Source organism: Microcoleus sp. CAWBG58, assembly GCF_020883045.1.
In the GTDB taxonomy this organism is placed as follows: domain Bacteria; phylum Cyanobacteriota; class Cyanobacteriia; order Cyanobacteriales; family Microcoleaceae; genus Microcoleus.
In genome coordinates this window covers 22,783-37,891 of sequence record NZ_JAHRFA010000037.1, presented here as the reverse complement: position 1 = coordinate 37,891, position 15,109 = coordinate 22,783, and the positions used below count along the sequence as shown (strand labels likewise).

Annotated in this window: 18 protein-coding genes; 10 read left to right on the top strand and 8 right to left on the bottom strand. The window is 45.8% G+C overall.

What is annotated here, in order from left to right; all coding sequences use genetic code 11:
* Positions 1-25: 25 nt before the first annotated feature.
* From QZ918_RS17795 to QZ918_RS17785, 3 genes are all read right to left on the bottom strand, one after another.
* Positions 26-568 carry an acireductone dioxygenase gene (locus tag QZ918_RS17795; RefSeq protein ID WP_293337222.1) on the bottom strand — a complete coding sequence of 181 codons (543 nt, stop codon included), beginning with the start codon at positions 566-568 and terminating at the stop codon, positions 26-28.
* A gap of 69 nt (positions 569-637) precedes the next feature.
* Positions 638-775 carry a hypothetical protein gene (locus tag QZ918_RS17790; RefSeq protein WP_293148837.1) on the bottom strand — a complete coding sequence of 46 codons (138 nt, stop codon included), beginning with the start codon at positions 773-775 and terminating at the stop codon, positions 638-640.
* 169 nt (positions 776-944) lie between these two features.
* Entirely contained in the window at positions 945-2,153 is a 1,209-nt protein-coding gene (locus QZ918_RS17785; protein WP_293337220.1) for a NupC/NupG family nucleoside CNT transporter, read from the bottom strand.
* Between the two features lie 71 nt (positions 2,154-2,224).
* On the opposite strand from QZ918_RS17785, the gene der reads away from it, so the two are divergent.
* The 6 genes from der to QZ918_RS17755 all read left to right on the top strand — a co-directional run bounded on the left by der (position 2,225) and on the right by QZ918_RS17755 (position 7,679).
* Positions 2,225-3,586, top strand: coding sequence for a ribosome biogenesis GTPase Der (gene der / locus QZ918_RS17780; protein WP_293185585.1), 1,362 nt, complete (start codon positions 2,225-2,227; stop codon positions 3,584-3,586).
* A gap of 405 nt (positions 3,587-3,991) precedes the next feature.
* Complete coding sequence (locus QZ918_RS17775; protein ID WP_293337218.1) at positions 3,992-4,987, top strand: energy-coupling factor transporter transmembrane component T family protein; 996 nt, start codon at positions 3,992-3,994, stop codon at positions 4,985-4,987.
* Between the two features lie 336 nt (positions 4,988-5,323).
* The gene (gene acpS, locus QZ918_RS17770; protein WP_293337216.1) at positions 5,324-5,761 is read left to right on the top strand and encodes a holo-ACP synthase; all 438 of its coding nucleotides are present in this window, start codon (positions 5,324-5,326) and stop codon (positions 5,759-5,761) included.
* Positions 5,762-5,803: 42 nt separating this feature from the next.
* Complete coding sequence (gene pipX / locus QZ918_RS17765; RefSeq protein ID WP_293148828.1) at positions 5,804-6,073, top strand: transcriptional coactivator PipX; 270 nt, start codon at positions 5,804-5,806, stop codon at positions 6,071-6,073.
* A 187-nt stretch (positions 6,074-6,260) separates the two neighbouring features.
* A complete protein-coding gene (locus QZ918_RS17760; protein ID WP_293337214.1) occupies positions 6,261-6,926 on the top strand; it encodes a YggS family pyridoxal phosphate-dependent enzyme in 666 nt (221 codons plus the stop codon).
* Positions 6,927-7,040: 114 nt separating this feature from the next.
* Positions 7,041-7,679: a cell division protein SepF gene (locus QZ918_RS17755; protein ID WP_293337212.1), complete on the top strand. Its 639-nt coding sequence runs from the start codon at positions 7,041-7,043 to the stop codon at positions 7,677-7,679.
* Between the two features lie 122 nt (positions 7,680-7,801).
* On the opposite strand, the gene QZ918_RS17750 is transcribed toward QZ918_RS17755, so the two are convergent.
* Positions 7,802-7,990, bottom strand: coding sequence for a hypothetical protein (locus tag QZ918_RS17750; RefSeq protein ID WP_293337210.1), 189 nt, complete (start codon positions 7,988-7,990; stop codon positions 7,802-7,804).
* 159 nt (positions 7,991-8,149) lie between these two features.
* On the opposite strand from QZ918_RS17750, the gene proC reads away from it, so the two are divergent.
* Both proC and QZ918_RS17740 read left to right on the top strand, forming a co-directional pair.
* Positions 8,150-8,995, top strand: coding sequence for a pyrroline-5-carboxylate reductase (gene proC / locus QZ918_RS17745; protein WP_293337272.1), 846 nt, complete (start codon positions 8,150-8,152; stop codon positions 8,993-8,995).
* 16 nt (positions 8,996-9,011) lie between these two features.
* Positions 9,012-9,611 (top strand): hypothetical protein, encoded by a 600-nt coding sequence (locus QZ918_RS17740; RefSeq protein ID WP_293337208.1) that lies wholly within the window; start codon positions 9,012-9,014, stop codon positions 9,609-9,611.
* A 394-nt stretch (positions 9,612-10,005) separates the two neighbouring features.
* On the opposite strand, the gene plsY is transcribed toward QZ918_RS17740, so the two are convergent.
* The 3 genes from plsY to QZ918_RS17725 form a co-directional block, all read right to left on the bottom strand.
* On the bottom strand, positions 10,006-10,686 hold the full coding sequence (gene plsY, locus QZ918_RS17735) for a glycerol-3-phosphate 1-O-acyltransferase PlsY (RefSeq protein ID WP_293337207.1): 681 nt from the start codon (positions 10,684-10,686) through the stop codon (positions 10,006-10,008).
* 246 nt (positions 10,687-10,932) lie between these two features.
* Positions 10,933-12,252, bottom strand: a complete 1,320-nt coding sequence (locus QZ918_RS17730) for a DUF3086 domain-containing protein (RefSeq protein ID WP_293337206.1) — start codon at positions 12,250-12,252, stop codon at positions 10,933-10,935.
* A gap of 59 nt (positions 12,253-12,311) precedes the next feature.
* A complete protein-coding gene (locus tag QZ918_RS17725) occupies positions 12,312-12,704 on the bottom strand; it encodes a DUF3119 family protein (RefSeq protein ID WP_293337205.1) in 393 nt (130 codons plus the stop codon).
* Positions 12,705-13,120: 416 nt separating this feature from the next.
* Between QZ918_RS17725 and QZ918_RS17720 the strand changes: the two genes are divergently transcribed.
* Together QZ918_RS17720 and QZ918_RS17715 are read left to right on the top strand one after the other, a co-directional pair.
* A complete protein-coding gene (locus QZ918_RS17720; protein WP_293337204.1) occupies positions 13,121-13,699 on the top strand; it encodes an RNA-guided endonuclease InsQ/TnpB family protein in 579 nt (192 codons plus the stop codon).
* Positions 13,700-13,736: 37 nt separating this feature from the next.
* Complete coding sequence (locus QZ918_RS17715; RefSeq protein ID WP_293337202.1) at positions 13,737-14,111, top strand: RNA-guided endonuclease InsQ/TnpB family protein; 375 nt, start codon at positions 13,737-13,739, stop codon at positions 14,109-14,111.
* Between the two features lie 36 nt (positions 14,112-14,147).
* Here the strand turns inward: QZ918_RS17715 and QZ918_RS17710 are convergent, their stop codons facing one another.
* Positions 14,148-14,942 carry an MlaE family lipid ABC transporter permease subunit gene (locus tag QZ918_RS17710; protein ID WP_293148809.1) on the bottom strand — a complete coding sequence of 265 codons (795 nt, stop codon included), beginning with the start codon at positions 14,940-14,942 and terminating at the stop codon, positions 14,148-14,150.
* Positions 14,943-15,109 lie beyond the last annotated feature (167 nt).

Below are 15,109 nucleotides of genomic sequence, written 5' to 3'. Positions count from 1 at the left end.
CTTTCATATACGTTTTATCTTCGACCTAGTTTTTAATTTTCAACTTCCTATTTGTATACTGAGGAACCCACCCTTGAGCACTGGTGTAATACTGTACAGCTTTCAAATACAACAACGGAGTCAGATAAAACCAATGTTCTGTATTAGGAGGCACTTTAATATATTCTTCAGCTTGCAACATTAATTGTACTTGAGAGCCGTTAGCATACACAAACCCAAAAACACATTCTCCAGCTAAAACGTGCAGAACTTCGGCATCTGCATGGGTGTGAGTGCGATCGCTTTGAGTCATCAGCGGATAAATCTGTGGCGAACCGGGATGCAGCACTTTTAAGTCGCACCACTGACATCCGTTGGCGCGCTTGAAGTATTCAAACTCGGTTTTAAATGCTGCGAGAATCTGCTGTTTTTCTGTGACATTGAGAATGTCTTGCAGTAGAATTTGTTTAACCGCAGGATTTTCCTGATTTGACAGGCGATCGAGCTCAATATTTAAAACAGCCAGTTGGCTGGCGATCGCCCCGATATCGGTATATGTCCTACCGTCTTCTAGTTGCAGAACAGCCATATTACATCACCTATTAATTTCGCTTAGAAGAGAATTTAGTTGCCACTTTCCATATACTGTTGTTACAGACTAAATTCCTGCTTGTTTTCCATAATAGCCGATCGCTAAAATTAGATGTTTTTCGTTATATTTTATTAAACATTTACCATAAAGAATTGGTTGAAAGCCCCAACCCCGAGCGGAAGAAATTACTATCCGACTATTCATTACTCCAATCTTCTTCTTTCTAGGTAGAGGTCGCTCTTAAACTGTCAACTGTCAACTGTCAACTGTCAACTGTCAAACATACTTTAATTGTCAAATTTTAACTTTTATTTAATAACCTTGAGAGTAGAGAGTTGGGTGCTTGTAGCGCACCTTACAAAACTCAAAACTTTTAAATGAGCATTCCAGCAATACAAGCAGTCATGAAACAGGCGACAGAACCAGCAATCATCGCCCTCACGCCCAACCGAGCCAAATCACCCTTGCGCGATGGCGCCATCGCACCAATCCCCCCAATTTGAATCCCGATGGAACCAATATTAGAAAAGCCACACAAAGCATAAGTCGCAATAATTACAGATCGTTCCGAAATCGCCTGTTGCTTCACCAATTCCATCAAATCCAAATAAGCAATAAACTCATTTAAAATCGTCTTCTTCCCCAAAATAACTCCTATTTTTCCACAATCCGCCCAAGGCACGCCCATCAGCCAAGCCACCGGAGCCATGAAATAAGAAAGAATCCATTCCAGTGACAACTGAGGCAAACTAATCAGCCCTCCAAACCAACCCAAAAGCGCATTAAAAAATGCCAACAAACCCAAAAAAGCTATCAGCATTGCCCCGACATTAGCCGCTAATTGCAAGCCATCGCTTGCACCAGAAGCCGCCGCATCCACGGCATTAGCATAAACCTGTTCCACCTCAATTTTTACCTCACCAGCAGTCAGGGATTTTTCTGTTTCCGGGTACAGCAATTTAGAAATAGCCAAAGCAGCGGGTGCCGACATCACCGACGCAGCAATTAAATGTTGAGCGGACACTCCAAAAGAAATGTAAGCCGCCATGACTCCGCCAGCAATTGTCGCAAAACCCCCGGTCATTACAGCGTGCAGTTCCGAGAGAGTCATCGTCGCTACATAGGGTTTAATTAACAGTGGTGCTTCTGTTTGTCCCACAAAAATATTAGCAGCACAGGAAAGAGTTTCTGCACCGGAAGTTTTCATGGTTTTAATCATGCCCCAAGCGACTGCCTGCACCACCCGCTGCAAAATACCGTAGTGATAAAGTAGGGTGATAAATGAAGAGAAAAAGATAATAGTGGGCAGGACTTTAAAAGCGATCAAGTGATCGGTAAATTTATCACCAAATACAAACTTTGCCCCAGCATCAGAAAAATTCAGAAATTGAGTGACTAAATCTCCCCAAAATTTAAATGCCACCAAACCCGGAGCAGTTTTGAGAATCAAAATTGCAAAAATTAGCTGCAAAGCAATTCCCCACAGTACGGGAGGCCACTTAACAGCCCGTCGATCGACTGAAAAGGCGTAGCACAAACCGACAAAAACTCCTAGCCCCAACACAGAAATAAGTCTTTCCATTTCAGTCACATTCCCTTATAATTAAAGATTAAAGCTCAAAATTACGGCGCAGCCTAATTGCTGCTACTTTTATGCCTCTACCTATAGTTGCTATTATTGGACGCCCCAATGTAGGCAAATCGACGATCGTCAACCGTTTAGCCAACAGCCAAGACGCGATCGTCCACGACGAACCGGGAATTACGCGCGATCGCACGTACAGGCCAGCATACTGGGGCGATCGCGAATATCAAGTCGTAGACACCGGCGGGCTAGTATTCGATGACGAGACCGAATTTCTGCCATTAATCCGCGAACAAGCAATGGCGGCCCTCGCAGAAGCCAGTGCAGCCATTTTTGTAGTAGACGGAAAAACCGGACTCACCGGCGGCGACGAATCCATCGCCTCTTGGCTGCGAGTGCAAAAAGTCCCCGTCATTCTCGCCGTCAACAAGTGCGAATCGGAAAATACCGGACTTACCCAAGCAGCAGACTTTTGGACATTGGGACTGGGAGAACCTTACCCCATTTCCGGGATTCACGGTAACGGTACCGGCGAATTGCTAGACCAATTAATGACTTACCTTCCCACAGAAGTAGAGCCAGAAGTAGATGAAATCAAAGTAGCAATTATCGGCCGTCCCAACGTCGGAAAATCCAGTTTGCTAAACGCATTTCTCGGAGAAAATCGCGCCATAGTCAGCCCAATTTCCGGCACAACCCGCGACGCAATTGACACCATAGTAGAACGCAACGGGCAAACCTACCGCCTGATCGACACAGCCGGAATTCGTAAAAAGAAAAACGTCGAATACGGCGCCGAATTTTTCGGAATCAACCGCGCGTTTAAAGCCATCCGTCGGGCAGATGTCATACTGCTAGTAATAGATGCAATTGACGGCGTTACCGACCAAGATCAAAAATTAGCCGATCGCATCAGCCAAGAAGGTCGAGCCTGCATCATCGTCATCAACAAATGGGATGCCATAGAAAAGGACAACGACACCATCTACGAGTACGAAAAAACAGCAAGAACTAAACTGTATTTCCTCGACTGGGCAGAAATGATCTTTGTCAGCGCCATGAGCGGACAGCGAGTTGAAAAAGTCATTGAATTAGTAGACAAAGCCTCCGACGAACACAAACGCCGCGTCGCTACCGCCGTCATCAACGAAGTCATAGAAGAAGCCACAACCTGGCACTCAGCACCAGTTACCCGCCAAGGAAAACAAGGCAAAATCTATTACGGTACCCAAGTGCGATCGCAACCGCCAACAATCGCGCTATTCGTCAACGATCCCAAACGCTTCACCGAAAACTACCGCCGCTACATGGAAAGCCAATTCCGCAAACACCTAGGCTTTACTGGTACACCAATGCGGCTGCTGTGGAGAGGCAAAAAAGTTCGCGCCAGCGAAGTCAGCACCACAAACAGAGCACTGCGCGTGAAGTAATTCCAGACTTGAGATTAAAGAAAAAACGCAGTTTAACGATCTAAGTAAATTGCGTTTTTTTATTTTCTCTTCCTTCCTTCTTTCTCTTTCTTCTTTCTCTTCCTTCGCGTCCTAGCGCTGACGCGCGGCTTCGCCTAAAGCGTCTTCGCGGTTCAATAAATTAGATCTCTTGTATCATCACGTCCCGTCGATTACCATAACAAAAACCGTTCGTAGTGTGGACTTTAGTCCGCAAAATGCTGCGGACTAAAGTCCACACTACGAACCTTATTGCGGTCAATCAGTTTGATACAAAAACCGCAGATATAAGGCAGATAAACACAGACAAACGCAGATAATTTCCAGATAATTTGGAAATGAATGCAATAAGTCTATTAATATTATTAAAAATCTCAAACCGACAACATGGATTTACTTCGCTCGCTCCCTATTGGACTTTATCTAGAACAACCCGTAACCTGGCTGCACCGGCTAGACTCCCGCGTCAAACTAGCCTGGTTGATGACATTTCTAATTGCGCCCATACTCGCCAATCCCGTTTGGCGGTTGATGCTAGTAGTAATGTTAATCGTACTGACACTAAGCGCAGCCATTCCCTTCCGTGTCTGGAAACAGCAAATGGGACTGCTGCTGCTATTCTGCCTTTTAGTATTTTGCCTCAGCGCGATCGCCCCTGACGCACTTCCATCAGAACATCGGCCCCGCATCCCCGCCGACGAATTAACCTTTTCCCAACAACCCGCAACCCTTCCACCCGCTCAGGATCCCAAACCCTGGTACAAACCTTTTAATTTAGGCTCAAACTCTCCAACCCAAACTCCTAAAGTTCAAACCCAAAATAAACTCCCCCAACCCACAAACTACAGTTACGTTTTATTCAAACAAGGCCCTGTTAAAATCACCCGCAAATCCTTAGATTTAGCTATCAACGTCAGCACTCTATTCTTTACAGTAATTTACAGCACCAACCTCTACCTGCTCACCACAGCCAGCGAAGAAATTACCGCCGCCATCGAAAACTTAATGCAGCCGTTGCGCCGCTTGCGCTGGCCTGTGACCGAAATTGCCCTAACATTAACCTTATCTTTGCGGTTTATTCCCCTAGTATTGGAAGAAATACAAAATTTAGTGCGATCGGTCAGCACTAGAGCGATAAACTGGAAAAAACTTGGATTTCGCCGCGCCGCTCAAGTTTGGTTGACGATTGCCGAGAGGCTGTTAGAAAACTTGCTGTTGCGAGCCGAACAAATAGCTAGTGCGATGAAAGTTCGCGGCTTTACCAGTCCCGATCGACACCGTGTAGAATGGCACCAGTTGCACTTCAAAATCCGAGACTGGATCGCCCTCGGCTGCTTGATCCTCCTCTGGAGCGCCCGCTTGGTTTGGGGTTGGGACAGTTAGTTAACAGTTGACAGTTGACAGTTGACAGTTGACAGTTGACAGTTTCCAACAATAATGCAGGTGTAAGCTGTTGAGCATTTAAAATGGTATTGTAGGGTGCGTCAATTTTAAGGCGTTTCCCATGTACGGTCAGTGTTGTAGCTGACGCACCCTACGTAAATAGTTAGTGGTTTAAATGCTCCACAGCTTACTTAGTCCTACAAAGCGCCTATCCAGTCAGTCATCCCCAATTCTTCAACTCTTCAACCTCAAATCTCAAATCTCAAATGGTACGAGATACTTCCACGCGATCGTCCTGCTAAAGTAATGGATGCAAATATTTAGAGATCCAAGACCTTGAACATCTATCTTGGGACAGATATCGTATATGTTCCGCGCATTCAATCTGTATTAGATCGATTTGGCGATCGCTTCCTAGAAAAAGTTTACACCCCGGCAGAACAAAGAGACTGCGGACAACTAAATTCTCAAGACAGCAGCATTAAAGGTAAAATGAACCGAGTTTCCTGCAATCAACTAGCGGGGCGGTGGGCAGCAAAGGAAGCTGTTGTCAAAGCTCTAGGCACAGGATGGCGCGGAATACGGTATCCAGATGTCGAAATTCGGCGCTCCGAAAACGGCGCTCCTAACGTGCAACTGCACGGAACCGCCGCAGCACAAGCCTCTGTTTGGGGAAATTGCCAGTGGCAGTTGAGCCTCAGTCACGATGGAGACTATAGCATGGCTACCGCGATCGCCCTTTGCACCCCGCGATCGAGCGAAACTAAAATCTAAAATCTAAATCTTTAATCTAATGTCGATCGATTGTGAGAGTGAATGACTACCGAAACCTACCTGAATCATCCAAACTTTGGCCTCCTCTTCAGGGTATCCCAGGTTGAAGACAGCCAAGAATTATTTACCACCCTATACGCCCAGCGCCTATTTTTCTTAGTAACCAACGGCCCTGGTGGCCTCAGATTCGATCCTATCAGTCGATCGGACGCTCGCCTCATGGTCGAAATTCGCCTGCGAACCCTCCGTCGCAGCGGTCAATATCAAGAGTACGACCAATTGCAGGCCATTCACCAACGCACCTTTCAATAGCCAAAATTGGTAATCGGTAATTGGTAATTGATATAGCGCTTCTCAGAAAAGTAAGGTATGCCCTATGCCCTATGCCCTATGCCCTATGCCCTATGCCCTATACCCTATGCCCATGAGTCCCTCATATTTTTGAGAAAGGCTATATCGTCTTAATTGTCCTGCCCTCCTGTCAAGAGCGTTGAGTACCATGACCATTGCCTCTCGAATTAACAGCATTCGCCAACAGTTGCCAGAATCAGTGCGGTTAATTGCCGTTACCAAACAGGTACCGGCTGATGCTATCCGCGAAGCTTACGACGCGGGAATCCGAGATTTTGGCGAGAGCAAAGTTCAAGAGACTGCCGAAAAACAAAGCCAATTACAAGATTTGCCGGATATCAACTGGCACTTGATCGGTCACTTGCAAGCCAACAAAGCAGCAAAAGCCCTAGAGAATTTCCAGTGGATTCACTCTCTCAACAGCTTAAAACTGGCTCAGAGGATTTCGCGCATAGCTGGCGAAATGTCCTGCTCCCCGCAAGTCTGCCTGCAAGTCAAAATATTGCCAGACACCGACAAATACGGGTGGAGCATCCCAGAACTGCTTGCCGACCTCTATGAACTCAATAAATGTGAGCATATCAAAATTCAAGGTTTGATGACAATACCTCCGCTGGGATTAGATGACTCGCAAATCTTAGAATTATTTAAGAGCACCCGCGAACTTGCTGATAAAATCCAGCAGCAAAATTTGCCCCGGATTTCAATGCAGCAGCTCTCCATGGGGATGTCGGGAGATTATCATTTGGCAATTCAAGCAGGTGCTACTATGGTACGGCTAGGACAAACCTTATTTGGCTCTAGGAGGGGATAAATTGTTCAAATCTTCTGATAAGCACAACTTAGGTTAAATATAGAGTAGTTAACGACCCGCGGCTAACCCGCAACGCGAGTATAGTCGGGGCAGCACAGTCGTAAAGGAGCTTCAATGGTGAACATTTTTTCTAAGCTACGAGATTTTGTAGGCTTCAACAATGAGCCTGAATACGATTACGAGTACGACGAAACCGAAAGCGAACGCTTTGCGAACGCCTACCAACCACCTGAACCAAACGCTGCCGCTTCTGCTGCTGCGATCGCCGCAGCAGAAGAAGAACGCCGCCAAAATCGCAGAATGCGGGAGCGGTCAGTAGTAGGATCGACAGGTACGGATGTTGTTGCACCAACCGGGGGAGTAGGATCAGTAATGAATAATGTGATTGGAATGCCTGGATCTATGAACGGGATTTCGGAAGTAGTAGTAATGGAGCCGCGCACTTTTGAAGAGATGCCGGCAGCAATTCGAGCTCTTAAAGAACGCAAATCTGTTGTTTTGAACCTAACGGTGATGGATCCAGATCAAGCGCAAAGAGCTGTGGACTTTGTGGCGGGCGGTACTTATGCCCTTGACGGTCATCAAGAGCGCATTGGCGAAAGCATTTTCTTGTTTACGCCTAGCTGCGTGCAAGTAAGAACTCAGTCTGGTGTGGTTCACGAAGTGCCCCCAGCCCAAGGCCGCCCGCGCCCTGCTGCGGCTGCTCCGGCACCGACAGTCTGGCCGGCCGAACAAGCTCAAATGGCTCAGTAGTCAGTTGACAGTTGACAGTTGACAGTTGACAGTTGATTCCGAAAGCTGTTGGCTGTTGACAGTTGACTGCGAAAGTTGTTGACAGAAATTCATTCAAAAAACCAGTATAGTAAGGTGCGTAGTTAGTTGACAGTTGACAGTTGACAGTTGACTCCGAAAGTTGACAGTTGACAGTTGACAGTTGACTCCGAAAGTTGACAGTTGACAGTTGACAGTTGACAGTTGACAGTTGACAGTTGACAGTTGACAGTTGACAGTTGACAGTTGACAGTTGACAGTTGACAGTTGACAGTTGACAGAAATTCATTCAAAAAACCAGTATAGTAAGGTGCGTCGCTACTAGATGAGAAATGGAAGTTTTAGATAGTCGAAAGCGACGCACCCTACAAACAACGCACTGTTAACAAATAACAAATAACCAATAACCAATAACCAATAACAAATAACCAATAACTAATAACTAATAACTAATAACTATGATAAAATTTGGTACGATCGGCGGCGGAGTAATGGGAGAAGCTCTCTTATCCCGCTTGATAGCACAAAAAGTTTATTGTCCCTCAGAAATATTGGTGAGCGATCCGCAACCGCAACGGCGCGAATTTTTGACGGCAACCTACGGAATTGGCACAACAGCCAGCAATCTAGAAGTTGCTACCGCTACAGAAGTGCTGTTTTTGGCGATTAAACCGCAAATTTTTGAGAAAGTAGCTTTGGAATTGGCCGTGGCGATCGATCGCCCACAAGCAAATAATGGAGAAACAGCTAATTCTCAGCCAGAAGCTGCGATCGTGTCAATTTTGGCGGGAGTGCCACTCAGCAAGCTCGAAGCAGCGTTTCCGGGGCGAGCAGTGCTGCGGGTGATGCCAAATACTCCGGCAACGGTGGGGGCGGGCATGAGCGCGATCGCCCCGGGGAAACTGGTGCAACCGACGGATTTAGAATTAGTCAAGCGGATGTTTCAGGCCGTGGGAGAAGTGGTAGAAGTGCCTGAAAGTATGCTGGATGCGGTGACTGGCCTTTCGGGTTCCGGGCCAGGTTATGTTGCGATTTTTATCGAAGCATTGACAGATGGCGGTGTTTGTGCAGGTCTGCCGCGGGCGATCGCCTCTCAATTAGCAATCCAAACAGTATTCGGTACAGCGAAGCTATTGCAAGAAACGGGAATGCACCCAGCAGAATTGAAAGATAGGGTGACAAGTCCCGGCGGTACAACGATCGCCGGAATTGCTACATTAGAAAGTAACGGATTTCGCTCTGCTGCGATCGAAGCAGTCAAAGCAGCTTGTTTGCGTTCTCAAGAATTGGGTAAATAACAACAAAGAATTTAAAATGGCTTACAGCGAATTCAAACTGAAGGAACTTGTTAAGCAATTTAACTTAACTATCGAGGAAAATCAAGATTTATTTGCAGATATATCAGAAGTAGAATCTAGTGAAATCCTGAAAGTTGCCTTGAAAGAAAACGCAGCATTAGCAGTAGATATCAACACCGAAAAAGCTCGTTCCGAACTGATTATTGCACCAATTTTACTGGAAGTTAGGCGGCAGTTAAATTATCAAATTGGTTTATTTTCCGGTTCCGAGTTTAATGTCGCTCCCGAAAAAGGATTAAATGGAACCTGCGATTTTTTAATGAGTTTGTCAGCGGAACGCTTGTTTATCAGTGCTCCTGTGATTACCCTTGTGGAAGCTAAAAAAGAAGATATTAAGGCTGGTTTCGGGCAGTGTGCAGCCGAGATGTTAGCCGCTCAATTATTCAATGAAGAAGAGGGAAATCAGATTCCGGTTATTTATGGGGCTGTGACATCGGGTACTGTGTGGAGATTTTTGAAGTTAGAGGGACAGATTGTGTCTATTGATGCGATCGAATATTATCTGAGGGATGTGGGAAAAATTTTAGGGATTTTATTAAGCGCTATAAGTAGGTGAGCGCTAAAAAACACAACTAGATTAAGAAATGTAAATCGCTAAAAGGCTTATATTTAAAGCGTTTCTGCTGCTACTTTACATAAGTTTACGTAGTTTGGTTTGATTGTGCCTACCTACTTAGCTTCAATAGATAAGGGGTAGGCACGGAGCACTACCACCCTAAAAATTTTGTGAATCATTCAGGATTGCTATATGCTGTGGAGCATTTAAACGACTAACTATTTACGTAGGGTGCGTCAGCTACAACACTTACTATACATGGGAAACGGCTTAAAACTGACGCACCCTACAATACCATTTTAAATGCTCAACAGCTTATGATAAATATAAGAGGGTTCGCATCCCAAAAATGTCCGCGAACTTTTTTGGGAAGTGCTATAAATCAAACTAATTATCACTCGCTGGCTGCTGTTTCCAATTTCTGCCCTATTTTCGGTTCCGTACCGTTCAAAAGCCGCTGAATGTTGGTGCGGTGCCGCACGATTACAAATACGCCGCCCGCAAGTCCAAACAATACATAAGCTAGCGGCTGATGTAAAGCAAACATCAATCCAGAAACGCTCATTGCACCGATAATAGAACTTAAAGAAACAATTCGCGATAGGGCAAAAACTATTCCGAAAATTCCGAAAGTTCCTAAACCTGCTGGCCAGTACAAACCGAGTAAAACTCCCAAACTGGTAGCAACGGATTTGCCACCGGTAAACCCCAGCCAGATTGATTTACTGTGGCCTAAAACTGCAAATAAACCGGCTAAAGTTGCCATCCAAGGAATGACTGTTGCTGTATTTTCTAAATGGGCGCCGATCGCGAGCTGGCTGGTAAAATCTAGAGAGTAGATGTAACGGATCAAGACGATCGCACTTACGCCCTTCAGCACATCAACCAGCAACACCGCCAACCCCGGCCCCTTTCCCAAAGTCCTGAGTACATTAGTCGCCCCCGTCGAACCAGAACCTACTTCCCGAATATCAATCCCCAGCATCCATTTACCCAAAGCGTACCCAGTTGGAATCGAACCCAGCAAGTAAGCTGTCATTAACAGTACTGTATTTAAACTTAACCACACACCCATAATAAATTCCCTCTTTCATTACTTACTTTTGAGGACTAAAGTCCTCACTACAAACTTAACGATAATGATTTAATCTCCAGCCCTGTGACATCTCCCTAAATTAATTTTTAGTTATTGGATAGCAAGAAATTAAAACTAATTTCAGAAGATGTCTTTTCTTCCTTCTTCTTCCTCTTTCCTTCTTCCTCCTTCCTTCTTCCTTCTTCCTTCTTCCTTCTTCCTTCTTCCTTCTTCCTTCTTCCTTCTTTAAAAATCCTTAGAAGTCGTCAATGTTTGCGGATCGGAAGCAAAGGCCAACCACAGCGGAAATTGCAGCATCGACAAACTGATTAAATCCTCAGTTTCATCAATCAGAATTAACGGCAACTTACCATCTCTCACCAGTCGATCGGCTTTTTGAGCCAAAGCCTCCGCAGACTCAAACATAATAATGCCACCTTCCGGGCCAAAATCGGTGCGAGTAATCCCCAAACAATCCTGCAAACCCCGGCGCCACTCACCCAAACGTTCGGGACTGTTCGCGAGCACCAACGTCCGCACCCGCGTGCCGTAGACGCTTCTAAGTACAGAAATAATTGTCGAACTAATCAAGATATTTTGCAAGCGCGAACCCATAGTTCGCAATGCACCCCTTCCTCCTTGGGTGAAAAACCAGTTAGAAACTCGTTCGGCGTGGATGGGTTCAAAAGTGCGCCGGAGTTGCCAAGGCGGGCCGTAATAGTCGGGGAGAGTGCGATATTGGTCTAGGGTACGGCGAATTTGTTTGGCTTGTTCTTGAAATCCTTGTTCAGCAAATCTGGGATTTACCGGGGAAGAGGATTGAGATTCCTCAACAGAAATTTGCTTGGAAGTTTCTTGCACCGGCGGCGTCATATCTAAGAGTTCGGCGGTAGCTGCTAAATCCTGCAAACTGCCGACTAGATAGTCTTTGAAACCTTGAACTCTGATTGCTAAATCTTGGGAAACTCCAGCGAAAGTAGTTCGCATTTCCTTTTGAATTCGATCGCGCCTGCGTTCGAGTTTTTCTACTTCAATTTGCAGGGCTTGTTTGCGATGATCTAGCTGTATCAAGCCGTCTTGTACCAAACGCCCTATTGATGCTTGAGCCTCGCCCAACGCTTCTAACGCCTTAGCTTTGTCAGCTTCCAAGGTGGCAATTCTGGCGGTCAAATCTTGTTCTTGCTGTTGCAATGCTTTGACTCTATCTGCCAAACTTTCGGTAACATTTTCTGCTACGGGCGTTACCGTTTCTGCGGTTGCTGTTGGCTGGGAGTCTGTTTCTGGGGAACTTTGGCCGATCGCACTTTCAGATTCGCTATCCTCAGTTTCTGGCGAACTTTGGGCGATTGCGGGTGCTTCGTCCACCACAGGGGTGATTTGGGGATTTTCCTCGTCCCAGGGGTCTATTTCGGGAGGAATTTGCGATGTGAGATCGTTTTGGGCGATCGACAATTCCTGTATTTGAGATGGCAATAGGTTTTCCGTCTCATTCACGGGTAGAGTTGGTTCGCCATCAGCGGCTGGTTGCGATTGCGGTTCTTTGGTTGGAGATTCGTCTGAATTCATGGGAAATTTATTCGGCGTGGGGCACAGAAGAAGTTAAAAATTTAAAATTAACAACTTGTTTAGTCTTCACGGGGACAGCGCTGTTCTAAGCAGGTCTGTAGCATTTTACGATCGAACAGAACCGGCAGAAAGTGAATACTGTTAATTTCTTTGAAGTAGAACAAAATTGGCACTGCGGGCCAAAATATCCGCCAATTTTGCCATTCTCGGTAAGGAAACTGGCGAATTAAGTTGGACGATCGATAAATGTCCAAATCCGTTGGAGTAAACTGTAGTCGGATAGTGGCGGCTTGGTACATCAGAAACAAGCCGAACAGCGAAAGCGGCAAACTCACCCACTTTTGGACGAACAGCAGCGGTACAGAGGCCAGTACCAGGACTAGGGGAATCGCATAACTCGGTGCAAGTTCGATCGTATCTGTGGGTGCAGTCCCAGAGGTAGTTGTAGTCACGGGTTTAAATCAAGGGGTAGTTAAAGGAATATTGCCCATTATTCATATTTTATCTATTTCCTAGCTTACCAAAGAACTGGGTCTAAAGCCCCGTCCTTTTAGGACGGCTTTTCCTCTTTGAGTTTATCAATCCAATCCTCGATAAGCTGGGTCATTGTTTTTTCCTTCTGCTTGGCAATTCTCCGTAACTTTTCTAGCCGACTCACCGCAACCCGAATACTTAATCTTTGTTTAATCATTTGGCTACCCGATTGCTACCCACCATGATATCATGGTTAGCATGAAAACATTGAAGTTCAAGCTATATCAAAGCAAGCGGAACAGACACCTCAAGCGAAGCATCAATGCTGCCGGGGTGATCTACAACCATTGCATTGCACTTCACAAACGGTACTACCGGATGTGGGGCTCTTCCCTTGAATTGCAGCAAACTTCAAAGTCATATCGCCAAACAAAGATCGCGTAAATCTTTCTGGCAACAAGTGGGTTCTCAAGCTGTGCAGGATATCTGTCAACGCATTGAGAAGGCATACCAACTGTTTTTCAAGCATCACAATAAAGGCGTTAGACCTCCTGGTTTCAAAAAAGTCCGCAGATATAAATCATTCACCCTTAAGCAAGCCGGCTACAAATTATTAGGCGGCAATCGAATTAAGATTGGGAATCGCGTTTATCAGTATTGGAATTCTAGAGAAATAGAAGGGAAAGTTAAGACGTTAACCATAAAACGGACTCCTTTGGGAGAGTTATTTATGGTTGTAGTCGTTGACAGTGTTAAAGAATCTGAAATCAAAGTCGAGACGAGTAGAACCGCTGGCTTTGATTTCGGCTTAAAGACGTTTCTCACCTGCTCTGACGGTTCCAAGATTGAATCACCGCAATTCCTAAAACAGTCCCTCAGTGCTATCAAGAAAGCAAATCGTCAGCATTCCAAAAAACGAAAAGGCTCTGCCAATCGAGAAAGAGCAAGACTTAATTTGGTTCGCTTGCCATGAGGACGTAGTAAATCGTCGCTCTGATTGGTTCTGGAAATTGGCTCGCGAACTCACTGATAAGTTCGACGTGCTGTGCTTTGAAACTCTGAATTTAAAGGGAATGCAGCGACTTTGGGGACGTAAAATCTCAGACATTGCATTTGGTAATTTTCTCCAAATTCTCGAATGGGTTGCCAAAAAGAAAGGAAAACAAGTAGTTTTTATCGACACTTGGTATCCATCTAGCAAGACTTGTTCTCATTGCGGACACGTTCTGAAAGAGTTGGATTTGTCAGTGAGACAATGGCGTTGTCCGTCCTGTCAGAATGTAAACGACAGAGACGAGAACGCTGCAATAAATATTTGTGCGGTTGGGGCATCAACCGTTAAGTTAGGCGATGTTAGACAGGCTATGCCTGCAATTGCTGTTTGATCTTAGAATCCCCTCGCCTTCAGGCAGGGGAGTATGTCAAAGGCCTTTGAGCACGCTAGAGCCAGTACCCTGAAACATCAGCCAAGTCAGGAAAAAGTTAACAATAAAAATAGCCAGCAAAGCCGTCACCACCGCTGTGGTAGTCGATTGGCCGACGCCTTTGGCGCCGCCGGTAGTCGTCAAACCCCAGCTAGTGCCGATGACAGCAATCAAACCACCGAACACAAAAGCCTTAATAGCAGCGCTGCAAATGTCCCACAGACTCAGGAAATGGCGGACTGATTCTAAAAACACATTTTGAGAGATGCCGTACATTGTCGTCGCAATCAGCATCCCGCCGGCGATGCCCGTGACGAGGGACAAGATTGTCAGAATTGGCAGCATCAAGCAGCAAGCTAAAACGCGGGGAATTACTAAATAGTCGATCGGGTCTGTTCTGAGCATCAGCATGGCATCTATCTGCTCTGTGACTTGCATCGTGCCGATTTCCGCAGCAAAAGCCGAACCAACCCGTCCCGTCACGATTACGGCTGTTAGCACCGGGCCGAGTTCGCGAGTCAAAGACAAAGCCAAAACGCCACCGACGACATTACCCGCACCGAGGTTAATAAACTCCCTGGCTACCTGAACCGTAAATACCATGCCGACAAAACCCGCAGTCAGCAAAGCAATCAGCAGCGATTCCGGGCCGACTGCTGCCATTTGGTCGAGGGTGTTGCGACGGTTAATTTTGCGAGTTAGCAAGTGCAGCATGACTTGGCCGCCCAATAAAATGGCTGCCAGTAACCGCTGACTCCACAAACTGAGGCTTGATGGTGTAGTTGTGCTCAAGGGATTTTGACTGTAGAACAACTGCAAAAATGAAATCTATCTACAAATCTTAAACAAGTTTCTTCTCTAAGATTTAAGATTTCTGACAGAATTGGCCACTGAGGGCGATCGCTGCCTATCGTAGAAAAGGACAAGTTTATTTTACTTGCACCTTTCGGCAGTTTAGC